This window comes from Pseudoduganella ginsengisoli (assembly GCF_009720865.1).
GTDB classification, from domain to species: Bacteria; Pseudomonadota; Gammaproteobacteria; order Burkholderiales; family Burkholderiaceae_D; genus Rugamonas; species Rugamonas ginsengisoli.
Map to the genome: position 1 here is coordinate 154,652 of NZ_WNLA01000007.1, position 23,380 is coordinate 178,031.

Sequence of the window (23,380 nt, forward strand, 5' to 3'; positions counted from 1 at the left end):
CCATGACGACCCTGATGTCCGCCCCTGTCGCCGCGCTGCTGGAGCGCTTGTTTTCCGAAGCGGAAAACGTGCAAACCCCGGCGCTGGCCGAATTTGCCGCACTACCGGTAGCCGAGCGTGAACGCATGTTGAATAGCAAAACCGAATACCGCGCCGTGTATGCGCGCCTGAAGGATGTGGCAATCCCCGTGTCGCGGGAAACCGGCACGCTGCTATACATGCTGGCGCGCAGCAGCCAGGCGCGTGTGATCGTTGAATTCGGCACGTCGTTCGGCATCTCGACGCTGCACCTGGCCGCCGCCCTGCGCGACAATGGTGGCGGCCGATTGATCACGACGGAATTCGAACCCTCGAAAGCGCAGCGCGCCCGCGACAACCTGGCGGCGGGCGGCTTGCTGGACCTGGTGGAAATCCGCGAAGGCGATGCACTGGAAACCCTGCGCACCGGCTTGCCGGAACAAATCGACATGCTGCTGCTCGATGGCGCCAAAGGCTTGTATTTCGACGTGCTGCGCCTGCTGGAAGACCGCCTGCGCCCCGGTGCGCTGATCATTGCCGACAATGCGGATTACTGCCCGGAATACGTGGCGCAGATACGCAATCCGGACGGCGGCTATCTGTCGCTGCCATTCCCTGGCGAAGTGGAATTGTCGATGAAGCGCTGACGCGGATCGGGCTGCTAATCAAGCACCTTGCCCCGCAGCGCCTTGATTTGCCCGCTGCGGGCTTTGCCATCGAGCCGGCGGCGCTGCGATGCGCGGGTCGGGCGGGTGGGGCGCCGCACCGCTGGAATATCGGCAGCCTGGTCGACCAGTTGCTGCAGGCGGTTCAGCGCGTCCTCCTTGTTTTGTTCCAGGCTGCGCGATTGCTGCGCCTTGATGACGACAACGCCATCTTCCGTGATGCGGCTGTCACGCAGCGCCAGCATGCGCTGCTTGATATGCTGCGGCAGCGACGATGCGGCAATATCAAACCGCGCATGCACGGCACACGAAACCTTGTTGACGTTTTGTCCGCCTGGTCCCTGCGCGCGGATTGCGCTGAACTCGACTTCGGCGGGGTTGATGGTGACGGGCATGTAATCCTACAAATTCCTACACATTGCCGGGTGGCGTTCCGACATTGTACCGGTGGCGAACAGGTAAGCTGGCATCATCACTGCCAGGAGACACGCATGAACTTTCGCAACCTGCTTCCATCCTTCCTGATTGGCGCTGTCGCCAGCGCACGCGCCATGACGCCGATGGCCACCTTGGCCACGGCGCGCCTGGCGGACCGCCATACGTCAGGAAAACTGGTATTACTGGACCGCCCGCTGTTCAAGTATGGCGCGCTGGCCATGGGGGCCGGAGAGTTATTCGGCGACAAATTGAAGTCGGCTCCCGACCGTACTGTGTTGCCGGGACTGGTGGCGCGCGTGATGAGCGCCGGCATTGCGGGCGCCGCGCTGGCGCCACGGGGCCGCGAACCGGCCGGCGCCGTGGCGGCTGTCGCCACTGCCGTGCCGCTGGCTTACCTGACGCTGGCGGGCCGCAAGCAAGCCATGGCGAAAATAGGCCAGACCCGCAGCGGCTTGATTGAAGATGCGCTGGTCATCGCTGCCGGCGCCGCCATCGTGGCGCTGGCGACGCGGCGCGATCAATTTGCCGGTTAAAGCGCCTCCCGCATCATCGGCGGTTGTCGGTATTCCTTTCATCCGGACCTCATTCTTTGTCTGGGATGGCCGCAAACGCCTGCCCACCAGCGTGTCGCCGGGCAGGCATGGCTCCTGCATATCTACGCTTGGCCTGTGCAAGGCCATAGACCGTGATCGATCCAGGAGAGTTTGCCATGACAACGCTATATTCAAAGTGGGCAATGCGTACCGCCAGCGCATTGTTCGTACTCGCGTCCATCAGTGCGGTACCGGCCCGCGCCATGCCAATGGCTGAGGCACAGCAAGCCTTTGCCGCGCAATTGGAAAATGGGCGGTTTTTCTACCCCGTCGTTGAAAGCGGCCCGGATGCCGGCATGCTGGCGGTATTCCAGGATCCCGCCACCGCCTATGCCACCCATGATGGTTTCTGGCGCAGCCTGCTCAAAGGCGCCACCGTGGTGGCAGGCGGTGTGGTGGGGTCCGCTGCCGGCCCTGGCGGCGCCGCTGTCGGGGCGCTGGCCACCGCCACGGTGGTCAATGACATCAACCGCCAGGGCCCTGGACCCGGCCGGCGCTGGCTGATTTCCGATGCGCGGATTTACCGTGAAGTGCAGGTGGCCAGCGTCGGCAATATCCTGCCGAATGTGCTCTCTGCCGCGCAAAGCAACATCATTGCCAGCTACGGACTGTCGCCCGGCTTGACGTTATCCTTCGTCGATCCATCCGTCATCGGTGTGCACGTCAAGGACGCTGGCGGCAATCCGGTCAATTCCACCGATTTTGCTCAAGCGTTTGTACTGACCCGCACCGTCGGCAGCACCACGGAAGACCTGCTTGGCTCCGTCGTGCTCAACACCATCGGCGCCCCCGGCAACCGCGCGCTAAATGAAACGGACTACCTCGACATGGACGTCGGCCCGCTACTGACGGCGCCAGACGGTACACCGGTGACAATGAAGTCGACACTGATCGTTGGCTATACCGAGGTGCCGGAGCCTGGCACGCTGGTGTTGCTGGGCCTTGGATGGGCCGGCTTGCTGGCCACGGCCTGCCAAGCCCGGCGGCGTGGACATGGCGGGCGCGTTACGCCGCCGGGCCAGCCGCATCCATCAAGTTGGTCCGCAGCTTGACCACGGCCTTTTGCAGCGCCCGGAATTCATCGGGCGCCAGTCCCGCCGCCTTGGCGGTAATTTCGCGGTAATCAAACGCTTTTTCACGCAGCGCGCGCCCCGTGTCCGTCAGCGATACGCGCACGCTGCGCTCATCTTCCGCGTCGCGCTCGCGGCGCACGTAGCCCATCGCTTCCAGGCGCTTCAGCATCGGCGTCATCGTGCTGGGTTCCAGGAACAGCTTTTCACTCAAGCCCTTCACCGTCTGCCGGTCTTCTTCCCACAGGCAAATGATGGTCACGTATTGCGGGTACGTCAGGCCCAGCTGTTCCAGCACTGGCTTGTATACGCGCGAGTAGGCGAGGTTGGTCGAATAGATGGCGAAACACATGAAATCGCCCAGTTTTGCCGCGTTCTTGCGGCTGTTTTCGTCGTTGCTCATCTGACAGCTCCAAAAATTATTTATCGAGATAATGATTATCGTACTTGAAAAGTGCAGAAACCTTGGATATATTTACGAACATAATGATTATCGCAGTAATTAATTTGCCGCACCGAACCCCTCAATCACCCTGAACGGAGCATGTATGAACAAGCCAACCAGCAGTGTCCGCACCCGTATCGCCGCCATGGCCGCCCTCGCCGCCGCCGCACAATTTGCCCAACCGGCCCTGGCGCAGGCGCCAACCTTTGCCGCCATCAAGCAAATCGATGCAGGCGTACTCAATGTCGGCTATGTCGATGAAGGTCCAGCCAACGGTCCTGTCGTGATCTTGCTGCATGGCTGGCCATACGATATCCACAGCTACATCGACGTGGTGCCGCTGCTGACGCAAGCCGGCTACCGCGTGATCGTGCCGCACCTGCGCGGCTATGGTTCAACCCGCTTCCTCGACGCAAATGCCGTGCGCAACGGCGAACCGGCCGCACTGGCTGCCGACGTGGTGGCGCTGATGGATGCGCTGAAGATCGACAAGGCCGTGCTGGCCGGCTATGACTGGGGCGCGCGCACGGCCGATATCGTCGCTGCGCTGTGGCCGCAGCGGGTCAAAGGCTTGGTGTCCGTCAGCGGCTACCTGATCGGCAGCCAGCAAGCAGGCAAGCAGCCGTTGCCGCCCGCCGCCGAACTGCAATGGTGGTACCAGTTTTACTTCGCCACCGAACGTGGCCAGGCCGGCTATGAAAAAAACCGCCACGACTTCGCCAAGCTGATCTGGCAAACCGCGTCGCCGCAGTGGCGCTTCGACAATGCCACGTTTGACCGCAGCGCCGCTTCGCTGGAAAACCCGGACCACGTCGCCATCACGGTGCACAACTACCGCTGGCGCCTCGGCCTCGCTGCGGGGGAAGCGAAATATGCGGACCTGGAAGCGCGCCTGGCCCAATTCCCATCCATCACGGTGCCCACCATCACGATGGAAGGCGACGCCAACGGCGCGCCGCACCCGGAACCAGCTGCGTACGCCAAGCGCTTCACGGGCAAATACAAGCACCAGCAATTGCCCGGCGCCATCGGCCACAACTTGCCGCAAGAAGCGCCTGCCGCCTTTGCCCATGCGGTTATCGAAGTCGGCCACCTGTAATCTCTCTTATCAAGGAAAAACACATGAACGCCACCAAATTGCTGTCCGCCATCACCTTTGCTGTTAGCGCTGCCTTTGCCGCGCTGCCCCAAGCCCATGCGGAAGGGTCGATTACTGCCGCGCAGGGCACCCCGGCCAAGCCCACGATTGTTTTCGTACACGGCGCTTTTGCCGATTCCAGCAGTTGGGATGGCGTAGCGAAAAAGCTTGCTGGTAAAGGGTATCCGGTACTGAGCGTGGCCAATCCGCTGCGCGGTGTCGGCGCGGATGCGCGCTACGCAGCCAATGTGATCCAGTCCGTCAAAGGCCCCGTCGTGCTGGTCGGCCACTCGTATGGCGGCATGGTGATTTCCAAGGCGGCGGAAAACAATCCAGACGTCAAAGCGCTCGTGTATGTGGCGGCGTTTGCGCCGGAGCAGGGCGAGACTGTCGCGGGCCTGGCGCACAAATTCCCCGGCAGCACGCTGGGGCAGGCACTGGCGGATCCGGTATCGCTGGACGATGGCAAGGACCTGTACATCCGCCAGGATAAATTCCGCGCGCAGTTCGCTGCGGACGTGCCGGCGCCGCAGGCTGCGCTGATGGCGGCGGGCCAGCGTCCTATTGCCGTGGCCGCGCTGGAAGAACCGGCAACCGGGACAGCGTGGAAGCAATTGCCGTCGTATTTCGTCTACGGCAGCGGCGACCGGAATATTCCGTCAGAAGCGTTCCGCTTCATGGCGCAGCGGGCGGGGGCGAAAGACGTGCGGGAAGTCAAAGGCGCGTCGCATGTGGTGATGGTGTCGCATCCGGACGTGGTGGCGCAGGTGATTGAGGAGGCGGCGGTACGCTGAGTGCGCTCAATTGCGCCGGTATGATGGCGTTGGCCTGTTGCGGTGTCACTTGCGGCTGCGAGCCCTGGCTGAGGAAATTGCCGATGGTACCCGCCAGCGACGCCAGCATGGCCGGGCTGACATGCGACAGCAGCTGGTTCAGCATGCCTGCGCGCTGCGTGGGATCGCTGCGGCCAAACAGCTGGCTGACCATTTGAGCAAACGGCGGTGTCTGGTCCGAGCGCAACGCTTCAGTAATGCCCTGCGCCATCGCCGAGGAGGGCGCGTGCTGCGCCACGGTACCGAAATCTCTCTCGGCCTGGGCCGGATCGGCGGCAGCCAGACCGCCCACATATTGCGGCAATAAGTTTCCGAAGTCGAAAGCCATAGGTCCTCCTTTGGTGAAAGGACCGGCATACTGGCTTGGGTGGCGTGGTCTGTTCGTGCTTTAGCAGGCGAGAAGTCAGCATTTCATGGCTTTGGCTGCTGTGGTTAGTTTTTCAGATTTAGTACTCATATATAGGCCATTAAATTGCTTTAATATCCATATTTAGGCGATTAAGTGAAATTCTTGACGACACCTGCCGATTGCCCAATAATCACTCATAAAAGAGCATTTAAATTGATTAAAGTGCCTTTTGGAGGTATTAAAAATCATGAGCAGTCCAATTCCACTTCCCGTCGAGCGGGCCTTGGCCCAGTTGGGCCAGAACATTTCGCTGGCCCGGCGGCGACGCAACATGTCCCAACAAATGCTGGCGGAACGCATAGGCGCGTCACTCAACACTGTGCGCCGGATGGAGGAAGGTTTTGCCGGTACAGCGTTGCAGTACTTTGCCCGTGCCCTGCAAGTCTTCGGCGAGCTCGACAAGCTTGAAATGCTGCTGGATACGTCACAGGACAGTGTAGGGTTGGCGCTGATGGATGAGAAACTGCCGCAGCGCGTTCGTTCGCGGCGGCGCACACCGGACACGGGGTCATTCTGAGCATGGCAACGCACACACGCAAACCGCCTGCCACGACGCAAGTCGAGTTGGACGTGTTTCTCGGTGCAGCCGAGCATGCTGTCGGCAAACTTGTCTATGTACGAAACGGCCCCCGTGAATTTTCCCAGTTCGCTTACCGCGAAGACTGGCTGACGGATACGCGCTACTTCGACATCTCGCCTGACTTGACGAAAACAGCGGGATACCAAGTGCGCAAGGCCCCGACCAAGGATGACTCCACGTTCTTCTTTGCGCTGGCGGATACGGAACCTGACACCTGGGGCCGTCGCGTCATTGCGCGCGCCCACGCCAAAGAGCGTCAAAAAAATTCGTCCCTCGGGCCGTTAACCGAGCTCGACTACCTGTGCGCAGTCGATGACTACAGCCGCATCGGCGCGCTGCGTCTGCGCGATGCGCGCAAGCGCTATTTGCGCAACATCGAAGCCGGGCAGCGCACGACGCCACCACTACTGGAGCTCGAACACATGATGACTGCTTCCCGTGCGGTCGAGCTGAGCAAGGAATCGTCAGAGGACTTGAAATACCTGCTTGGCAAGGCGACGTCGCTTGGGGGCATGCGCCCCAAATGCAGCATATTGGATGAAGATGGTGCGCTGGCGCTGGGCAAATTTCCAAGTGTAAAGGACGAACGCAGTGTCACCCGTGGCGAAGTGCTGGCGTTGCGTTTGGCAAGTCTTGCAGGCATCGATGCCGCGTCGGCCCGCGTCGTCATGGTCCACAGCGAACCGGTGGCCGTCATTCGCCGTTTTGACCGCACCGCTGAACAGGCCCGCATCCCGTATATCTCCGGTACGACGTTGCTACAGGCCCGCCGTACCGATGAACACGCGTACACTGAGGTGGTCGATGCGATGCGTTCGAAAAGCCTGGCTTTTAAGGACGACGCACAACAGTTGTGGCGGCGGATGGTGTTCAACCACCTCATCACCAACGTGGACGACCACTTGCACAACATTGGTTTCCTTTACTCAGGCGCAAACTTGTGGCGTCTGGCGCCTGCATTCGACCTGAACCCGTTTCCGGACAAGGAACGGGAGTCCAAGACTTGGCTCAGTGAAGACAGCGGGCCAGTCACGTCAGTGGATGAGCTGTTGAAGCAGGCTGCGCGATTTGAATTGAGTGTGGATGATGCCAAGCGGGTAATGGCGCAGGTCGTGTCAGCTGTCGAGCACTGGCGGGAAGTCGCGCTGTCGCCGGGGGTTGGGATGGCGGCTCTGGAACTTGAGTCCTTCGCACCTGCTTTCGAACATGCTGAATTGGAGCGTGCCCGGGACAGGCTGGCCTGAGTCAAACGTAAGCACTATCACCCAGATCCCCCGCCTACGGCTTCAGAGTAATCTTCAACACCTGCGTATTCGTATTGTTCGGCACACTGTCCTTATCCCCCGCTGCATCGCTGGTGGTCATCCACAAATTCCCATCGATCGCTGGCTCCAGCGTACGTATCCGGCCATAGGTGCCAACAAAATATTGCCGCACGTTGACCAGGCTGCTTCCACTGATTTCACTGCGATATAAGCGCTTGCCTGCCAGGCAGCCGATGTACAGCGCATTGCCGACAATGGCGATGCCGCTGCACGATGCTTCCGTATTCCGGTACGTATATTTCGGTGCAATGTAGCCTGCCGTGGCGCAGCCCGTTCCGGCGCGCGAGATCACGCCTTCGCAATTCGGCCAGCCATAGTTGCCGCCTTTAACGATCAAGTTGGTTTCGTCCTGTGAATCGCCAAATTCCTGTTCCCACAAGCGGCCGCTGGCATCGAACGCCAGCCCCTGCGGATTGCGGTGGCCGTAACTCCACACATAATTGCCGAACGGATTATCAGGCGGCGGTGTGCCATTCGGGTTCAACCGCAGGATCTTGCCGGAAAGCCGTTGAATGTCTTGCGCAAACGGGCCGTTTTGTCCATCGCCCGTGGACGCGTACAGCTTGCCGTCCGGACCAAAACGCAGGCGTCCGCCGTTGTGGAATTTATTGCGCGGAATGCCCTTCAACAAGACTTCCAGCGATGCCATGTCGAGCTTTCCATTCACGTAGCGCAGGCGCACGATGCGGTTGTCTGTCGGGCTGGTGTGATAGACGTACAGCCAGGCATCCTGGTCCGGGAATCCTGGCGCGAAAGCAATGCCCAGCAGGCCGCCTTCGCCATCGGTCCCCTGCACGTTGGGAATCATGCCCAGCGACGTTTTGGCGCCGGTGGCCGGATCCAGCCGTATGATGTCTTGCGCGTCGCGCCGGCTGTACAGCACTGTGCCATCCGGCAAAGCGGCCAGTCCCCACGGGATATCCGTCTCGGCAGCGACTTGCGTTGCCGAGCAAATGACATCGGTGCAGCTCTTGCCCGAGGTCAGGGACAAAGCCGGCCCGCGCGGCGAGACATTGCCTTGTGCATCGCGGGCTGCGACCGTGTACTGGTACGTGGTGTTGGCAGCCAGGCCGGTATCGATGTAGCCGAGTGCGCTGGTGGTGCTGATTTTCGTGCTGTTGCGGTAGACGTCGTAACCTGTGACGCCGATATTATCGCTGGACGCATCCCATGCCAGGGTCGCCGTGGTTCCCGACACGGTGCCACGCAATCCAGCCGGCACTGACGGGGCTTGCGTGTCCGCCTCGCACTGCGGCACCTTGAGCGGAAGCGTCGTGCTGGCCTGTGACACATTGCCAGCGCCATCGCGCGCATTGACATACAAGCCCCAACTGGTCCCCGGCGTCAGCGCGAGCTGGACAGCCAGTGTGCTGGAATTGACTGTCCCCAAGGCTTGGCCATCACGGTAGACGTCGTAATAAGCGACGCCGACATTGTCGGTGGCAGCCTGCCATGTCAGCGTGGCAGAGCGGCATGTCAGCGCGCTGATGGCCAGCCCGCTTGGCGGTGTTGGCGGCTGCGTATCGTTGGTGGATGGCGGTACCGCGCTGAATGCCCACTGTTGATGAGACAGGCCCTGGCAGGGCCACATGTCGATGCCGGTGCCGTTTGCCGTGCGGCCGCCCAGCACTGTCAGGCACAGCCCGGACTGTACGCTGGCAATGGTTTTATCCGGCCGGATCGTCCATTTTTGATTGGCGCGGCCGTGGCACGGATACGATTGCACGATGGCCTTGGGCTCGGTGCTGGCGGCCCTGACGTCCAGGCAGCGGGCGCCGTCGAAGGTACGCAATTCGCCGGCTGCCGTGTATTCCCACTGCTGGTTAATTCTGCCGTGGCAGTCAAAAATGATGGCCGGGGTCTCGGGCTGCTGACTGCCGGAGTAGATGTCCAGGCAGCGTTGCGAGGCGCTGCCGACCAGTAGTTGAGTTGGGGCTGCGGTGGCGGTGGGCGGGATGCTGCACACGCCTATGCCAGCGATCACTTGCACCACTGCCATGCGGCGCGGATGAAAGGTTGCCGGCAAGCTTGCGATGAAGGGGACAGGTTTCATCAAACTCATCCTTACGAAGGTGATGCAGGCTAGCCGCAATGGCGACGGCCGCTTCATATGGAAAGACCGCTGGCGTGGCAGGCTATTGGTAGCCTTGGAGATGTCGGGAGGTTAGCAAATGCTGGAGGAATGCGGTTTTCTTTAGAAGCGGCGGGGGCTTTCGACAGCGCTGTTGCTCAAGAACAGCTGGTCGGCCATGCCTTAGGGCGGCCGAGAAAGGCATCCAAATTGCTGCGGGTAATTTGCGGGCGATATTTGCCTCGCAGTGATGGAGGGTAATGATGAAGTCGTGGTTAGTTTTTGTTCTTCCAGCCAGATTTTGGAAGTGCCTTGGCGGCATCCTCCAAGGCTCGTACGTTTGCCTCGGCACCTTCTGCTTCCATCATTAATCGCCGCCGGGCAGAAAAACTGCTCATACTGATCTTCGGCGTGGGCATCGGCCTGTTTCTTGGACACCCGTCCTGCGCCTTCAGGGACATCACGGTCGTTAAACTTGAGGAAGGCGTCCAGTTTTTCAGCCCAGTCCTTCAAGAAAACTTCCTTTCGGCGACGCGCCTGATCCTATGCGAAATCCAACCACATTGTTACGACGCCGCCAGCGGGCAACTGAAGCCGATTGTCTTGGCATCGAGTTTTGCCTACCGTCTGAACCACCTTACATACGCTTTTATTCGGGAAGTACCTGCAGCCGGGAAGTATCGTAATTTTGCAGCGCCTCTGCTGGCAGGAATTACAGGACCGGCCTCACCGCGCCTGCTGCGCCAATTTCACGACCTCAAACCCAACTGGCGATGGCAGCTCGTTGAGCGCTTTGATCGTATCGGCATTGCTTGTTCCCACGGCATGGCGATACGCCACATATGGCGCGCTGGTCTCACCGTAACCGGACGTGGAAAACACCACGATGATTTCACGCGGCGCCAGATACAGCCATCTTGGCCGGCTTTTTTCGGCAAAGTCCATTCGTTCCGGCGAACTTGCGCCTGGAGCGTACGTGACCACAAAGCCTTGCAGCGCGTTGGCCGTGAATTCACCAGACACAATCAACGCCCGCAGCTTTTTCCCGGCACACTGGACCAATATCGAGTCCCCCCTGGACTGCTCTGTTGTGCCAAAAAAGGGAATCCGATTGCCGTCCTGTTTCAGATAGTAGAGGTAAGTGGACGCGACTTTGGCGTCCTTGATGACGGAAACGTTTTGGTGGCGAACTCCCCCCACACTGCATGTCTTGACGACCGGCATCGCAAACGACACAGACGCTGCGCCGAAGCTGACAATACCAAGAAGTATCCTCATTTGACCATCTCCCTCAATACTTGCATCGATTCTGGATTGCTCTCCAGTTTGGCAGCGGCGGCCTTTGCTGTAGTAAATTCCGTTCCGCACGCCTCGGTAGTCCTTGTACGCTTCTTCGATTGCAGCGGGCATGCCAGCCGAAGCATGCTTATTGATCAGCGCTTGCAAGTAGGCGGTGCCCGTTTGAATATTGGTCGCCTCGTCAACGAATTCCGGGCTGTCGTGAAAGGTGTCGGCCTCGGTGTACAAAATCTGTTCCGGGCGGCGTTCGGCCTTTGGCTTTGCAAGATTGTTCAGGCGGGCGAGTTCCTTCACCGGCGACTTCAGTAGCTGCATCAATCCTCGCGCGGAACTGCCTTGTGCATGGGCATCCTTGTCAAAGCGTGACTCCATGTAGATCTGACAGATGATGATGTCGGTGCTGACCAAAGATCGGTTGTTTGCCACGACCAGCGCCCGGATCTCGCGCAGCCGCGCGGAGTCGTCAACTTTCACTTCCTCCGGCTCGGTATTTGAAATCGGCGTGAGCTTTGCCTTGTGGGTTTTGACAGCTTTTTTCTGCGTCATGTCAGCGGTCCCAAAACGGATTGATCGGGGTCGGATCCGGCGCATACACGTGGACGACGGCGTCCGCCGCATAGGCCGCGGTGATCTTAGATGTTTTACCGTATTGGTCAGTTCGGCCTTCAAGGCGCCAGCCATTGGCCAGTTCGATGGTGTAATGCCAATCCGATGCCGGGAGGCCGCTCAGCTCATCAATCACCAGAAAGTCCAGGTCATAGCCATCCGCATCCGGCGCCGCTGTTGAACTTAACTGCTGTCTCGTTGGCCGGGCGGATCTTGCAACGCCAACATTGGAGGAACCTTCGCTGATTGTTTGATAGCGTACGAACTGATTGGGCAGGAGTAGCGGCGGCGGCTGGCAGCCGCAAACGCACAAATCATTTTCCAGCGCGACTTGCTTGCCGTTCCATTTCTCTGGGATGCGCGGACCAACGCAAAGTATCTTTCCTTGCGATTTACAGGCTGGGCAAAATAGCATGTCGTCCTCTAACGCGATTCGCGCGCCGTTGATGCTGCCATGGCTACTTGCCTCAATGACTTTACCACCTGCTGTGGTTAATGCTCCGAGCGTTATAGTATGACGTCTCATGAGGTCTCCTGATTCGGATCGCGTGCGAAATCGAGGTTGAACAGGAAATAAATGCCGAGAGTCAATTATTGAACAAAGGCATCTTCATGATTTGCGGAAAGACAAGCCTTGCTACCGCGCTACCTGCACTTGAGCCTTGGTCCCGCAAGACAGGCATGCCTACAATGCGAGGCGGCTCGGGAAGCGATGCTGTGCCGGGACGCGGCGAACGCAGAGCGGGTGAAGATGGAAAAACGCTTGCGGCCCAGGCACTGGCCACCAAGGAAGCGAACGCTGTCCGACGGAAGGCAGCACAGGCCCACCTCCCTGTGCTGCATAACAGCATGGCCGATGGCGGTATGGTGCCGGCCATTCCAACTGGCGGTGACGAGCGTGTAGGCTGGGCGCTTTGCGCGCCCTCGCCGCTTATTCCACCGTCACCGACTTCGCCAAATTACGCGGCTTATCCACATCCGTCCCCCGCGCCAGTGCCGAGTGATACGCCAGCAACTGCAGCGACACCACGTGCAGGATCGGCGACAGGTGGCCATAGTGTTCCGGCATGCGGATCACGTGCACGCCGTCGCTGGACTGGATGCGCGAATCCACGTCGGCAAACACGAACAGCTGGCCGCCGCGGGCGCGCACTTCCTGCATGTTCGATTTCAGCTTTTCCAGCAAGGTGTCGTTCGGCGCAATCGTCACCACCGGCATTTCTTCCGTCACCAGCGCCAGCGGGCCGTGCTTCAGTTCACCTGCCGGATATGCTTCCGCGTGGATGTACGAAATTTCTTTGAGTTTCAATGCGCCTTCCAGCGCGATCGGGTAGTGCATGCCGCGGCCCAGGAACAGCGCGTTTTCCTTGCGGGCAAATTCGTCTGCCCACGCAATGATTTGCGGCTCCAGCGCCAGCACGGCAGAAACCGACGCCGGCAAGTGACGCAGCGCTTTCAAGTGCGCCGCTTCTTCCTCTTCGCTCAAGCGGCCATTGACTTGCGCCAGCGTCATCGTCAGCAGGAACAGGCCCACCAGCTGCGTCGTGAACGCCTTGGTCGATGCCACGCCCACTTCCACCCCGGCGCGGGTGATGTAGGCCAGTTTGCATTCACGCACCATGGCGCTGGTCTGCACGTTGCAAATGGTCAGCGTATGTTCCATGCCTTGCGCGCGGGCGTGTTTCAGCGCCGCCAGCGTGTCGGCCGTTTCACCGCTTTGCGAAATCGTCACCACCAGGGTTTTCGGATGCGGCACGGAATCGCGGTAGCGGTATTCGGACGCGATTTCCACGTTGACCGGCAGCTTGGCAATCGATTCGATCCAGTACTTGGCCGTCAGCCCCGCGTAGTAGCTGGTGCCGCATGCCAGCACCAGCACGCGGTCGATGTCCTTGAACACGTTATACGCGCCGTCGCCGAACAGTTCCGGCATCACGCCCGTGACGCCTTCCAGCGTATCGCCGATCACGCGCGGCTGTTCAAAGATTTCCTTTTGCATGTAGTGGCGGTACGGGCCCAGTTCCGCCGCGCCCGTGTGGGCGTGCACGGTCTTCACTTCGCGCTCGACTTGCTTGCCGTTGGCATCGACAATCCACACGCGGCCCAGTTGCAGGTCGACCACGTCGCCTTCTTCCAGATAAATGATCTGGTCGGTGGTGCCGGCCAGCGCCATCGCGTCGGATGCAACAAAGTTTTCACCTTTGCCCAGGCCGACGATCAGCGGCGAACCCTGGCGCGCTGCCACCACGCGGTGCGGTTCTTCGCGGCAGAACACGGCAATCGCGTACGCACCGTGCAAGCGCTTGACGGCCTGCTGCACGGTTTCAAACAAGTCGCCCTGGTACATGTGGTCAACCAGGTGGGCGATCACTTCCGTGTCGGTTTGGCTCTGGAACACGTAGCCCAGGTCTTGCAATTCCTTGCGCAGTTCGTCGTGGTTTTCAATGATGCCGTTGTGCACCAGCGCGATGCGGGCATTGTCCGACGTAGGCGAGAAGTGCGGGTGGGCATTGTGCGAAGCTGGCGCGCCGTGCGTGGCCCAGCGGGTGTGCGCGATGCCGGTAAAGCCGCTCAGGCCGGTTTCTTCCACTTGCTTGCCCAGGTCCGCCACGCGCGACGTCGAGCGCGAACGTTGCAGCTTGCCGTCCACGTGCAGCGCCACGCCGCACGAATCGTAGCCGCGGTATTCCAGGCGCTTCAAACCTTCAACCAGGATAGGGGTGATGTTACGTTGCGCTACCGCGCCGACGATGCCGCACATAGAAGTTTCCTCGAATGGGTGAGTTATTTAACACGACCCAGTGTAGAGCAGCACCTATGAAATATGCTTTCCAAATTCAATTGTGCATGAAATATTATTTCAACCATGTATCATGTAGAAATTAAATTTCATATTTAACTTGAATCTGAATGAATATTCCATCTTTCGACGACATCGACCGCCGCATTCTTAATGCGTTACAAGACAATGCAGCGCTGACCAATGCGGAACTGGCGCAACTGGTACATGTTTCCGCGCCGACGTGCCTGCGCCGCGTCAAGCATTTGACGGAAACCGGCGTCATTGCGCGCCAGGTGGCGCTGCTGGCGCCGGACAAGGTCGGAGCCGGTTTGACCGCCATCGTGGAAATCACGCTCGACGTGCAGGCGGCCGAGCGCATGGAAGAATTCGAACAGCATGTGGCGGGCGAACCGGCTGTGCTGCAGTGCTACCGGGTGTCGCCGGGGCCGGACTTTGTGCTGGTGCTGCAAGTGGCCGATATGCCTGCCTATCACGCGCTGGCGCACCGCTTGTTTGCCACCCGCACCAATGTGCGCAACGTGAAGACGTACTTCTCTACGTTCCGCAGCAAGTTCGAGACGCGGATACCCGTGTAAGCGCAAAGTTTTCCACTGCGGAGCCACGGTTATGCAACGGGTTCCCACAGCGTTACCCACACTGTTATTCACATTTCAAGCTTGAGATGGTGCTAAAAGCCTGTGGATAGTTATTCCAGCACTATCCCCTGTTTTTACACAGCCTTATGCACATGCGCATTCAGGTTATCCCGGCTTATTCGATGGCTATCCCCTGCTTATCAGACGCTTATCCAGCCCTTTACCCACAAATTTATGCACAGCCACACTGTCTCGGTGCACCACCTGCCCACAGGCTTTCCCAGCTAAATCACAGCCTGTCCTCTGGATATTCCCAGCTTTTCCGCACACTTTTCAACAAGGTTACCCACAGAAGCAATCCTGTCATCCGGCATACAGCTGATAGGCAATGCCGCCCGTGGTCGAGCCGATGACTTGCGCCTGGAATTCCGCACTATTGCAAAAGCCCAGCAAGACATCCGCTTCGCTGGCGCCGTGGTGGTCCATCTGGCCGGTCCACCATGCCAGGCCTGCCGCGTCGGGCTCACGCTGCAGCACGTTGCGGTACAGCGCCTGCAGATACGCGTCATGGCTGCCGCCATACAGGCTGGTGAATTCGCTGGCGCTGGTGAAACAGCGGGCTGCATCGGCCATGCTCATGCCCTGGTCCAGCATCTTGATCCAGTAGCCCAGCCCTTCCTGGTCCGGCGTCCGGCCCAGCGCCGCCCGGTACAGGCGATAGATGGCGCCGGCATTGCCGTCGATATCCAGCGCCAGCATGCCGTCGGCAAACGCCACGCGCTCGATACCGGTCAGCACGTCGTTCCCCTCGGCGCCCGACACATGCACGCCGTCCGCTCCCCGCAGCACGGTATAGGCGCTGCGCGCACCGCCATACACGGCCGTATCCGTCCCCGCGCCCCCATCGAGCCGGTCGTTGCCTTGCAAGCCCGCCAGCACGTCATTGCCCGCGCCGCCTTGCAGCACGTTGTCGGCGCCATTGCCGGACAAGGTGTCGTTGCCGCTGCCGCCCACCGCGTTTTCAATCACAGTGCCGTAATTGACGGTGATCTGGCCGGCGTCCGTGATCAGGTGGCCGCGCTGGCCGATATAGCCCCAGCGGCCAGGCTCCAGGTACAACGTGATGTCGTCGGCCAGCGCGGCGCCGCTGATGGTGTCGACGCCATTGCCGTCCCAAATGAAGTTGTGCACATCGGGCTGGTTGACGTCAAACGCCGCCTTAGTGAGCACATAGGTATCGTCCCCTGCGCGCGCAGCCGGATTGGGACCATACAGGTATTGCAGGGCGGCGATGTCGAGGCGGCCCAGGTCCGGCGGATCGAGCAGCGCATTGACCTTGGACGTGTACGACATCAGCGAGTTGTCCATATTGTCTTCCAGTCTGGGCAAGACGCCGCCCGGTCCCGCGTCAAACGGATGTTTCAGGCCCAGCGTGTGGCCCAGTTCGTGCTGCAGGATGGCGCTCCAGCGCACGGCATTGGCTGCCGCATCCCCCTGGCGGAAGTCGGTAAACGCCATCCACAGCTTGGTGCCGCCGTCATTGGGATAGCTGCCCTGGCCGGCAATCTTGCTTTCGCCGTCGCGGATGAAGTTATACAGTTCCAGGCCGTCGCTGCCACCGGACCGGCCCGCGACATAGTGCACGTTGACGATACCGGCAATCTTTTGCATTTGCGCTTCCACGAACGCGCGCTCACTGGCCGTGTACGTGCCATGCGCGGCATCGGTGGCAAACGAATACTTGATGGTATGGTCCGGTCCCAGCAACGCGCGCTCATTGGCCGCCATCTGTTCGGCAGTCTTGCCAGCCGTCCGGTACAACAGGCTGTCCACCCAATATGGAGTGGCATTGGGCTGCAGCGCCACCGTTGTCACGGCCGTGGCGGCAAGGGCGCCGTCGCTGAATGTCCACCCCAGGCGGATGGCTGACGCGGTTGACGCGGTGACATTCTGGTAAGCGATGGCGGCCAGCGCGTCATTGACGAGGGCGCCGGTGGCCGCCCCATTGAAATCGATGCGCAACATGCCGCCGCCAGTATGCACGGCGCCAATATCGATGCCATGCATCAGGACATGGCCCTGCTGGAAGGACAACGCGCCAGTCGCGCCAAACATGTCGTCCGCCACCGCACCGCCTTCCCGCTGCAACACAAGGTACGCACCCTGGTAATTGCCGCGGCCTTCCGCCAATTGCATCAATTCGCGGTCGTAGACGGCAATGCCGGCATTGAGCACGGCATCCGGACGGCCCTGTACATAATCAATGCGGTTGGCCGGCTGGGGCGGCTGCCAGGTCAAATCCGGCGTGCCATCGGCCAGGTATTTGGCAAACATGGGCGCGGCGGCGGTTTTGCCGGCCGTATCCATCACGGTTCCCACCAGCGTGACGCCGCCATCGGACGCCGGCAACAGCGTGCCCAGGTTAATCTGCTGCAGCGGTTCGAGCTGTTGCAGCGTGACTTGGCCCTGTTCGCCAAAGTGCGCGTCGGCTTGCCCGTCAGCCTGCAAACGCTGCAGGGCCAGCCGCGTCACGACGGTATGGTCGCCCTGCCGTACATAGACCAACTGGGCGCCCACGATGATACGTCCCGCACTGTCCACCGCTGCGCTGACCGGGCCCAAGGCACCCAAGCTTTCTTCGCCGGCCGTCATCGCGGCGGGAACGCGCACCACCGGCGTGGCCCAGCCCTTCGTGCCAAAACCCTGGTCCAGCGCGCCATCCGGGAGGAAGCGGGCGACCGCAAAATATTTGACGTCGATATCGTGGCCGGCATATGGGGCTTCGCTGTCGAGCGCGACCAGATACTTGCCGTCTTGCTGCAGCGTCAGCGACGGGCCAAACCTGCGGCTCTGGGTCAGGCCGTCGGTCTGGTTCAGATTGGCCGGGTATTCAAGGATTTGCAGGCCGCCTGTGCCGAACTGCGTATCGGCCGAACCGTCCGCATGGAAATGCAGCAGGGCAGGCGCATTGGGCCATGGCTCGATGGCCTGGCCGGCCAGCGCCGCCGGCAGCTTGCCATTCCAGCTTTGCGCCGCCACCAGCAAGCCGCCGTTCGGCAGTATTTCCATGTCCGTTGCCACCGACATCTTGTCCGGCGCAATGACCACGCCATCCTTGCCAAACTGGCGGTCCGGCACGCCAGTGCTGTCAAAGCGTGCCAGTATCACGTGGCGTTCGCTGCCCGCCCCGCTGGTCGCCTTGGCATCGATGGCCGCCATGGTGCCCGCGAGGACGATCTTTCCATCGGGCTGTACGCGCATCGCCTTCACGGCTTCGATCCCGCCCGCATCGGCAACCACCTTGCCCCCCGCGCCAAACGTGGCGTCCAGGCTGCCATCGGCGTTATAGCGGCGGATGAACATATGCGGATCGAGTCCCCGGTATTGTTCAGGCAAATACGTACCCGGATCCGCCACTGCCAGGCCTCCTTCATGGCCGGCCACCAGATACTTGCCGTCGGCGGTGACGGCCAGCGCGGTGATGGTTCCCCCCGCCAGCGAAGTAAACAGCGTGACTTTGCCGTCCCCGCCAAAAGTTGGATCGGGTTTGCCATCCGCGCCGAAGCGGAAAATACCAAACGGTCCCGTTGCCAACAGTTTGCCGTCGGCCAGCGCCACGGCACATTCGATTCCCCGCTCTCCCGGAACCGGGTCGGTTACATATACATTTGGCAAGCCAGTGGCGATCAGGGGAGCAGTATTTGCCATCACAGTGTCCGTAAAATTTCCAAAAGGAAATATTAAACAGCGATGTCAAATCAGCATACTTTTTTTACAATCGCGGCGACGATTTCTCATATATACAACATTTACCCACACGCTATCCTCAGGCTGCCCACAAGATATCCGCTGCTTAATCCCAGCTTCTCTACATGCTTTTCAACAAATTTATCCACAGCGTGCAAACGTAAAAAATGGCGCCACAAAGGGCGCCATTGCGAGGAAGCAGGCTGAATTACTTCTTGATCTTCACAGGGCGCTTCCAGCCCGCCAGCGACATTTGCTTGGTGCGCGACAAGGTCAGCTGCTCCGCCGGCGCATCCTTGGTCAACGTCGTGCCTGCGCCGATGGTGGCGCCGCGGCCCACGGTGACTGGCGCCACCAGCTGGCAATCACTGCCGATGAACGCGTCGTCTTCAATCACCGTACGGAATTTGTTTGCACCGTCATAGTTGCAAGTGATAACACCGGCGCCCACGTTGACTTTGGAACCAATGGTGGCGTCGCCCACGTAAGCCAGGTGGTTGGCCTTGCTGTGCGCGGCGATCTGGCTGTTCTTGACTTCGACGAAGTTACCGATGTGCACATCTTCGCCCAATTCCGTGCCTGGACGCAGGCGCGCATACGGTCCCACTTGCGAAGCAGCGCCAACAACGGCCTCTTCGAAATGGCAGAACGGCTTGATGTTGACGCCGGCGCCGACTTTCGTATTGACCAGCACGCTGTGCGCCCCCACGGTGACGCCATCCGCCAGTTCGACTTTGCCTTCGAATACACAGCCGACGTCAATTGTCACGTCGCGGCCGCAGATCAGCTCGCCACGCACGTCGATACGGGCCGGATCCATCAGCGTCACGCCTTTTTCCAGCAGCGCCTGGGCAATGTTGAGCTGGTGGATGCGTTCCAGCTGGGCCAGCTGCACTTTACTGTTCACGCCAGCCACTTCCCACTGGCCGGACGGCTGCGCCGACACGACCGGCACGCCATCGGTAACCGCCTGGGCCACGATATCGGTCAGGTAATACTCGCCTTGCGCGTTATTGTTTTGCAATGCGGACAGCCATTTTTTCAAGTGGCGCGTTGGCGCCACGATGATGCCGCTGTTGATTTCCTTGATGGCGCGCTGTTCAGGCGTCGCATCTTTTTCTTCCACGATCCGTTCAATGGCGCCGTCCGCATTGCGGATGATGCGGCCCAGGCCAAATGGATCGTCTTGTTCCACGGTCAGGATACCCAGCTTGTCGCCACCCGCCGCGTCCACCAGGCGCTGCAGCGAGCTGGCTGTCGTCAGCGGCACGTCGCCGTACAGGATCAACGTCGGGTGCGCTTCATCCAGCACCGGCAGCGCTTGCATGACAGCGTGGCCCGTACCCAGCTGCGGTTCTTGCAGTGCGGCGGAAATGTCGGTGCCGGGAATTTGCTTCTCTTTTTCCAGATGAGTCAGGACAGCTGCGCCTCCATGCCCGTAAATCACGCATAATTTGGACGGGGACAAGCCGCGCGCCGTGTGAATAACGTGCGACAACAGCGGCTTGCCGGCAAGCGGATGCAACACTTTAGGCAAAGCGGACTGCATGCGTTTGCCCATGCCGGCGGCGAGAATAACAACGTTCATAGGCCGAAAAAATGAGAGTTGAAAATATGGAAAAGTTTAACACGCAGCCCCTGTCTCACAGGGGCGCACGCTACTTTTTCGTCGTGCTGGTGCTGGCGCTGCTGGGCGCCTGCAGTTCGCTCCGACTGGCGTATAACAATGGCGATACCTTGCTGTTCTGGTGGCTCGACGCCTATGTCGACCTGACGTCCGACCAAAAACCCGGCGTGAAATCCGATATCGGCGACTTGTTCCGCTGGCACCGCAAAACCCAGTTGCTAGACTACGTGCAACTGTTGCGCACCGGCCAGCGCCAGCTGCAGGGCACGCCGACGGCGGCGGATTTACAGGCGGATTACCGCGAAGCGCGCGCCCGCGCCGAGACGGTGCTGATGAAGGCGGTGCCGGATATTGCGGAACTGGCGCTGAAACTCACGCCGGAGCAACTGGTTGCCATGGAAAAGAAGTTCGAAAAAAACAACCGGGATTTCCGCCGCAAAAACATGAAGGGCGACCGCACGGAACAAATGAAGTTCCGCTATAAAAAGTCGATGGAACAGTTCGAGTTGTGGTTTGGCGATTTCAGCCGGGACCAGGAAGCCATCATCCGCAAGGCGTCCGACGCCCGTCCGATGGATAACGAATTGTGGCTCGATGAACGCATGCGGCGCCAGCAAGCCATTTTTGAGCTGGCCAAGAAAATCCAGCAGGAAAAACCTTCGCAAGCCGTGGCGGAAGGGTGGATCCGCGACTTGGTGAAGGAATTGTTCGACCGGATGGAAAAGCCGTCGGACCGCAAGGCGTTCTTTGATGCCTATTTGGCGGGCAATATTGAACTGGTGCACACGGTGATCCGGATTGCCACGCCGGAGCAGCGCGAACATGCGCAGAAGCGCATGCAGGGGTGGATCGATGATTTAAATGCGCTTGCCCAGAAGTAAGGGGCAAAAACCGGCATGTTATAGTTCCGCCCATGCAAAAGAAGTCCACTAAAACCCCTAAAGTCCCGGTCCACGGCCCGAAACAAAGCAACCAGGTGCGCATCATAGGCGGCGCGTGGAAACGCACGCCCTTGCCAGTGCTGGAAGCACTGGGTTTGCGTCCGACGCCGGACCGCGTGCGCGAAACCGTGTTCAACTGGATCAACCACTTGCGCGACGCCAACTGGTCGCAGGCCAAGGTATTGGACTTGTTTGCCGGCAGCGGCGCCCTGGGCTTTGAAGCAGCCAGCCGCGGCGCAGCCAGTGTGCTGATGGCGGACACCAATACCGCCGTGATCCGCCAGCTCGACACCATCAAAACCAAGCTCAATGCCGCCAATGTCACGTTGCAGCGTGCCGATGCGCTGGTGCTGGCGCAATCGCTGGCGTCGCGCGGCCAGCAATTTGATGTGATTTTCCTGGATCCGCCCTATCAGCAAGACTTCCTGTCCCGTACGCTGCCGCTGTGCGCGAAACTGCTGGCGCCGGGCGCACTGGTCTATGCGGAATCCGGTTTGCCATTGACGTTCGAAGGGGAAGACGCCCCGGACTGGATGGCAGGCTGGGACGTGGTGCGCGCTGACAAGGCGGGCATGGTGTACTACCATTTACTACAGTACAACGGCTGACCTGAACGCTTGCTGCACTGCAGTAACGCTTTCAGGCATAATGCGCGTTCTATTGTTTGGAGTCACTGTAGGGAGCCGCAATGGTTGTAGCCGTTTATCCGGGAACATTTGATCCGCTGACGCGCGGTCATGAAGATCTGGTGCGCCGTGCATCGGGCCTGTTCGACCAGCTGATCGTCGGCGTGGCGGACAGTCAAAACAAGCGTCCGTTCTTTTCGCTGGACGAGCGCCTGACCATCGCCAACGAAGTGCTGGGCCATTATCCAAACGTCAAGGTCGAGAGTTTTTCCGGGCTGTTGAAGGATTTCGTGCGCGACCATGATGCGCGCGTGATCGTGCGCGGCTTGCGCGCCGTGTCTGACTTTGAATATGAATTCCAGATGGCGGGCATGAACCGCTACCTGTTGCCGGATGTCGAAACGCTGTTCCTGACGCCGTCCGACCAGTACCAGTTCATTTCCGGCACCATCGTGCGGGAAATCGCGCAACTGGGCGGCGACGTGTCGAAGTTCGTGTTCCCGTCGGTTGACCGCTGGCTGCAAAAGAAAATCGCCGCCACGCGCGGCACCGGGGTGTAAGGAGATCCATCATGGCGTTGATGATCACTGACGAATGCATCAATTGCGACGTCTGCGAACCGGAGTGCCCGAACGATGCGATTTACATGGGCCTGGAAATCTATGAAATCGATCCCAACAAGTGCACCGAGTGCGTCGGACACTTCGATGAGCCGCAATGCGTGCAAATCTGTCCGGTCGAGTGCATTCCGTTGCATCCGGACTGGCAAGAATCGAAAGAACAGTTGTTTGCCAAGTTTGAACGATTGACTGCGGCGAAAACGCCACCAGTTTCCGAAAAGAAATAAACGTCCTTCTCCATGGTGTTATAGTCGCCAGCACCTATAACGACACCACCATGGAGACAGCATGCAATCTTTCCGCAGAACTATTCTGAAATCCGCCGCTGCGGCCGTTATGCTGGCGGCCGCGTTCCCTGCATTTGCCGCCGTTGACGTGGCTGGCGTGAAATTCGACGATACCGTGACCGTGGCGGGCCAGACGCTGAAGCTTAATGGCGCGGGCTTGCGCACCAAAGTCGTGTTCAAGGTCTATGCGCTGGGCCTTTATTTGCAAGACAAGAAAACCACGGTGGCCGACGTGCTGGCTGCGCCTGGCGCACGGCGCGTGCATATCCACGTGCTGCGTGAACTGACGTCGGAAGATTTCGGCAAAGCGTTTATGGCGGGCTTGAACGACAACACGGATGCGGCCGAGCGCGGCAAGATTGTGCCGCAGACGAAACAATTCGGTGAAATGTTCGCATCGTTTCCCGGCTTGAAGAAGGGCGACGTATTGACGGTGGACTGGATCCCCAACAGCGGCACGCAATGTTATCTGAACGGCAAACCAGTCGGCGCCGTATTGCCGGACCAGGCGTTCTACAACGCCATCCTGCGCATCTGGATCGGCGACAAGCCGGTGGACAGTTCCCTCAAGCCGCAGCTGCTGGGTGAAAAGTAATTCTCATTCCGCAAAATGTTGCAATTTCGTTTGGTGCCTGGCACCAGACGTTTTTGCAATAAAAATCGG

The 23,380-nt window shown here is 59.9% G+C and carries 23 protein-coding genes; 13 read left to right on the forward strand and 10 right to left on the reverse strand.

The window, feature by feature from the left end:
• Positions 1 to 2: 2 nt before the first annotated feature.
• Positions 3 to 665: an O-methyltransferase gene (locus GM668_RS13275; RefSeq protein ID WP_155439437.1), complete on the forward strand. Its 663-nt coding sequence runs from the start codon at positions 3 to 5 to the stop codon at positions 663 to 665.
• A gap of 14 nt (positions 666 to 679) precedes the next feature.
• Here GM668_RS13275 and arfB read toward each other — a convergent pair whose 3' ends face one another.
• On the reverse strand, positions 680 to 1,078 hold the full coding sequence (gene arfB, locus GM668_RS13280; protein WP_155439438.1) for an alternative ribosome rescue aminoacyl-tRNA hydrolase ArfB: 399 nt from the start codon (positions 1,076 to 1,078) through the stop codon (positions 680 to 682).
• A 96-nt stretch (positions 1,079 to 1,174) separates the two neighbouring features.
• Between arfB and GM668_RS13285 the strand changes: the two genes are divergently transcribed.
• Together GM668_RS13285 and GM668_RS30925 are read left to right on the forward strand one after the other, a co-directional pair.
• Positions 1,175 to 1,654, forward strand: coding sequence for a hypothetical protein (locus tag GM668_RS13285; RefSeq protein WP_155439439.1), 480 nt, complete (start codon positions 1,175 to 1,177; stop codon positions 1,652 to 1,654).
• Between the two features lie 176 nt (positions 1,655 to 1,830).
• Positions 1,831 to 2,766 carry a PEP-CTERM sorting domain-containing protein gene (locus GM668_RS30925; RefSeq protein WP_211923386.1) on the forward strand — a complete coding sequence of 312 codons (936 nt, stop codon included), beginning with the start codon at positions 1,831 to 1,833 and terminating at the stop codon, positions 2,764 to 2,766.
• On the opposite strand, the gene GM668_RS13300 is transcribed toward GM668_RS30925, so the two are convergent.
• Positions 2,720 to 3,187, reverse strand: a complete 468-nt coding sequence (locus GM668_RS13300; RefSeq protein ID WP_155439441.1) for a MarR family winged helix-turn-helix transcriptional regulator — start codon at positions 3,185 to 3,187, stop codon at positions 2,720 to 2,722. The genes GM668_RS30925 and GM668_RS13300 overlap by 47 nt on opposite strands.
• Positions 3,188 to 3,374: 187 nt before the next feature.
• On the opposite strand from GM668_RS13300, the gene GM668_RS13305 reads away from it, so the two are divergent.
• Both GM668_RS13305 and GM668_RS13310 read left to right on the forward strand, forming a co-directional pair.
• Positions 3,375 to 4,328 (forward strand): alpha/beta fold hydrolase, encoded by a 954-nt coding sequence (locus tag GM668_RS13305; RefSeq protein ID WP_229499293.1) that lies wholly within the window; start codon positions 3,375 to 3,377, stop codon positions 4,326 to 4,328.
• A gap of 23 nt (positions 4,329 to 4,351) precedes the next feature.
• Positions 4,352 to 5,161 carry an alpha/beta fold hydrolase gene (locus tag GM668_RS13310; RefSeq protein ID WP_155439443.1) on the forward strand — a complete coding sequence of 270 codons (810 nt, stop codon included), beginning with the start codon at positions 4,352 to 4,354 and terminating at the stop codon, positions 5,159 to 5,161.
• Here GM668_RS13310 and GM668_RS13315 read toward each other — a convergent pair.
• Positions 5,082 to 5,528 (reverse strand): hypothetical protein, encoded by a 447-nt coding sequence (locus GM668_RS13315; protein ID WP_155439444.1) that lies wholly within the window; start codon positions 5,526 to 5,528, stop codon positions 5,082 to 5,084. The two genes, GM668_RS13310 and GM668_RS13315, sit on opposite strands and share 80 nt — an antisense overlap.
• Positions 5,529 to 5,796: 268 nt before the next feature.
• On the opposite strand from GM668_RS13315, the gene GM668_RS13320 reads away from it, so the two are divergent.
• Together GM668_RS13320 and GM668_RS13325 are read left to right on the forward strand one after the other, a co-directional pair.
• Positions 5,797 to 6,126, forward strand: a complete 330-nt coding sequence (locus GM668_RS13320; protein ID WP_155439445.1) for a helix-turn-helix domain-containing protein — start codon at positions 5,797 to 5,799, stop codon at positions 6,124 to 6,126.
• 2 nt (positions 6,127 to 6,128) lie between these two features.
• Positions 6,129 to 7,433 carry a type II toxin-antitoxin system HipA family toxin gene (locus GM668_RS13325; RefSeq protein WP_155439446.1) on the forward strand — a complete coding sequence of 435 codons (1,305 nt, stop codon included), beginning with the start codon at positions 6,129 to 6,131 and terminating at the stop codon, positions 7,431 to 7,433.
• 34 nt (positions 7,434 to 7,467) lie between these two features.
• Here the strand turns inward: GM668_RS13325 and GM668_RS13330 are convergent, their stop codons facing one another.
• The 5 genes from GM668_RS13330 to glmS form a co-directional block, all read right to left on the reverse strand.
• Positions 7,468 to 9,567, reverse strand: coding sequence for a PQQ-dependent sugar dehydrogenase (locus GM668_RS13330; protein ID WP_211923387.1), 2,100 nt, complete (start codon positions 9,565 to 9,567; stop codon positions 7,468 to 7,470).
• Positions 9,568 to 9,768: 201 nt separating this feature from the next.
• On the reverse strand, positions 9,769 to 10,098 hold the full coding sequence (gene rhuM / locus GM668_RS13335; RefSeq protein WP_211923388.1) for a RhuM family protein: 330 nt from the start codon (positions 10,096 to 10,098) through the stop codon (positions 9,769 to 9,771).
• A 213-nt stretch (positions 10,099 to 10,311) separates the two neighbouring features.
• The gene (locus GM668_RS30930; RefSeq protein ID WP_211923389.1) at positions 10,312 to 11,430 is read right to left on the reverse strand and encodes a transglycosylase SLT domain-containing protein; all 1,119 of its coding nucleotides are present in this window, start codon (positions 11,428 to 11,430) and stop codon (positions 10,312 to 10,314) included.
• A 1-nt stretch (position 11,431) separates the two neighbouring features.
• Complete coding sequence (locus tag GM668_RS13350) at positions 11,432 to 12,016, reverse strand: PAAR domain-containing protein (RefSeq protein WP_155439448.1); 585 nt, start codon at positions 12,014 to 12,016, stop codon at positions 11,432 to 11,434.
• 405 nt (positions 12,017 to 12,421) lie between these two features.
• Positions 12,422 to 14,251 (reverse strand): glutamine--fructose-6-phosphate transaminase (isomerizing), encoded by a 1,830-nt coding sequence (gene glmS / locus GM668_RS13355; protein WP_155439449.1) that lies wholly within the window; start codon positions 14,249 to 14,251, stop codon positions 12,422 to 12,424.
• Between the two features lie 149 nt (positions 14,252 to 14,400).
• Between glmS and GM668_RS13360 the strand changes: the two genes are divergently transcribed.
• The gene (locus GM668_RS13360) at positions 14,401 to 14,868 is read left to right on the forward strand and encodes an Lrp/AsnC family transcriptional regulator (RefSeq protein WP_155439450.1); all 468 of its coding nucleotides are present in this window, start codon (positions 14,401 to 14,403) and stop codon (positions 14,866 to 14,868) included.
• 363 nt (positions 14,869 to 15,231) lie between these two features.
• Here GM668_RS13360 and GM668_RS13365 read toward each other — a convergent pair whose 3' ends face one another.
• On the reverse strand, positions 15,232 to 18,576 hold the full coding sequence (locus GM668_RS13365) for a DUF4214 domain-containing protein (protein WP_155439451.1): 3,345 nt from the start codon (positions 18,574 to 18,576) through the stop codon (positions 15,232 to 15,234).
• A 247-nt stretch (positions 18,577 to 18,823) separates the two neighbouring features.
• A complete protein-coding gene (glmU, locus tag GM668_RS13370; RefSeq protein ID WP_155439452.1) occupies positions 18,824 to 20,203 on the reverse strand; it encodes a bifunctional UDP-N-acetylglucosamine diphosphorylase/glucosamine-1-phosphate N-acetyltransferase GlmU in 1,380 nt (459 codons plus the stop codon).
• A 26-nt stretch (positions 20,204 to 20,229) separates the two neighbouring features.
• Here glmU and GM668_RS13375 point away from each other — a divergent pair, with 26 nt between their 5' ends.
• The 5 genes from GM668_RS13375 to GM668_RS13395 all read left to right on the forward strand — a co-directional run bounded on the left by GM668_RS13375 (position 20,230) and on the right by GM668_RS13395 (position 23,311).
• Positions 20,230 to 21,123: a DUF6279 family lipoprotein gene (locus GM668_RS13375; protein WP_155439453.1), complete on the forward strand. Its 894-nt coding sequence runs from the start codon at positions 20,230 to 20,232 to the stop codon at positions 21,121 to 21,123.
• A gap of 32 nt (positions 21,124 to 21,155) precedes the next feature.
• The gene (gene rsmD / locus GM668_RS13380) at positions 21,156 to 21,791 is read left to right on the forward strand and encodes a 16S rRNA (guanine(966)-N(2))-methyltransferase RsmD (protein ID WP_155439454.1); all 636 of its coding nucleotides are present in this window, start codon (positions 21,156 to 21,158) and stop codon (positions 21,789 to 21,791) included.
• 80 nt (positions 21,792 to 21,871) lie between these two features.
• Entirely contained in the window at positions 21,872 to 22,369 is a 498-nt protein-coding gene (gene coaD / locus GM668_RS13385; RefSeq protein WP_155439455.1) for a pantetheine-phosphate adenylyltransferase, read from the forward strand.
• An 11-nt stretch (positions 22,370 to 22,380) separates the two neighbouring features.
• A complete protein-coding gene (locus GM668_RS13390; protein WP_155439456.1) occupies positions 22,381 to 22,656 on the forward strand; it encodes a YfhL family 4Fe-4S dicluster ferredoxin in 276 nt (91 codons plus the stop codon).
• A gap of 61 nt (positions 22,657 to 22,717) precedes the next feature.
• Positions 22,718 to 23,311 carry a chalcone isomerase family protein gene (locus tag GM668_RS13395; RefSeq protein WP_155439457.1) on the forward strand — a complete coding sequence of 198 codons (594 nt, stop codon included), beginning with the start codon at positions 22,718 to 22,720 and terminating at the stop codon, positions 23,309 to 23,311.
• The last annotated feature ends 69 nt before the right edge of the window (positions 23,312 to 23,380 follow it).

Coding starts and splice junctions, on each gene's coding strand:
- GM668_RS13300 (WP_155439441.1), bottom strand. CDS start 3,187: ATGAGCAACGACGAAAACAGCCGCAAGAACGCGGCAAAACTGGGCGAT.
- GM668_RS30925 (WP_211923386.1), top strand. CDS start 1,831: ATGACAACGCTATATTCAAAGTGGGCAATGCGTACCGCCAGCGCATTG.
- GM668_RS30930 (WP_211923389.1), bottom strand. CDS start 11,430: ATGACGCAGAAAAAAGCTGTCAAAACCCACAAGGCAAAGCTCACGCCG.
- arfB (WP_155439438.1), bottom strand. CDS start 1,078: ATGCCCGTCACCATCAACCCCGCCGAAGTCGAGTTCAGCGCAATCCGC.
- GM668_RS13390 (WP_155439456.1), top strand. CDS start 22,381: ATGGCGTTGATGATCACTGACGAATGCATCAATTGCGACGTCTGCGAA.
- GM668_RS13325 (WP_155439446.1), top strand. CDS start 6,129: ATGGCAACGCACACACGCAAACCGCCTGCCACGACGCAAGTCGAGTTG.
- glmU (WP_155439452.1), bottom strand. CDS start 20,203: ATGAACGTTGTTATTCTCGCCGCCGGCATGGGCAAACGCATGCAGTCC.
- GM668_RS13350 (WP_155439448.1), bottom strand. CDS start 12,016: ATGAGACGTCATACTATAACGCTCGGAGCATTAACCACAGCAGGTGGT.
- GM668_RS13275 (WP_155439437.1), top strand. CDS start 3: ATGACGACCCTGATGTCCGCCCCTGTCGCCGCGCTGCTGGAGCGCTTG.
- GM668_RS13320 (WP_155439445.1), top strand. CDS start 5,797: ATGAGCAGTCCAATTCCACTTCCCGTCGAGCGGGCCTTGGCCCAGTTG.
- GM668_RS13360 (WP_155439450.1), top strand. CDS start 14,401: ATGAATATTCCATCTTTCGACGACATCGACCGCCGCATTCTTAATGCG.
- rsmD (WP_155439454.1), top strand. CDS start 21,156: ATGCAAAAGAAGTCCACTAAAACCCCTAAAGTCCCGGTCCACGGCCCG.
- GM668_RS13310 (WP_155439443.1), top strand. CDS start 4,352: ATGAACGCCACCAAATTGCTGTCCGCCATCACCTTTGCTGTTAGCGCT.
- GM668_RS13305 (WP_229499293.1), top strand. CDS start 3,375: ATGGCCGCCCTCGCCGCCGCCGCACAATTTGCCCAACCGGCCCTGGCG.
- GM668_RS13330 (WP_211923387.1), bottom strand. CDS start 9,567: ATGAAACCTGTCCCCTTCATCGCAAGCTTGCCGGCAACCTTTCATCCG.
- GM668_RS13315 (WP_155439444.1), bottom strand. CDS start 5,528: ATGGCTTTCGACTTCGGAAACTTATTGCCGCAATATGTGGGCGGTCTG.
- coaD (WP_155439455.1), top strand. CDS start 21,872: ATGGTTGTAGCCGTTTATCCGGGAACATTTGATCCGCTGACGCGCGGT.
- GM668_RS13365 (WP_155439451.1), bottom strand. CDS start 18,576: ATGGCAAATACTGCTCCCCTGATCGCCACTGGCTTGCCAAATGTATAT.
- GM668_RS13395 (WP_155439457.1), top strand. CDS start 22,718: ATGCAATCTTTCCGCAGAACTATTCTGAAATCCGCCGCTGCGGCCGTT.
- GM668_RS13375 (WP_155439453.1), top strand. CDS start 20,230: ATGGAAAAGTTTAACACGCAGCCCCTGTCTCACAGGGGCGCACGCTAC.
- glmS (WP_155439449.1), bottom strand. CDS start 14,251: ATGTGCGGCATCGTCGGCGCGGTAGCGCAACGTAACATCACCCCTATC.
- GM668_RS13285 (WP_155439439.1), top strand. CDS start 1,175: ATGAACTTTCGCAACCTGCTTCCATCCTTCCTGATTGGCGCTGTCGCC.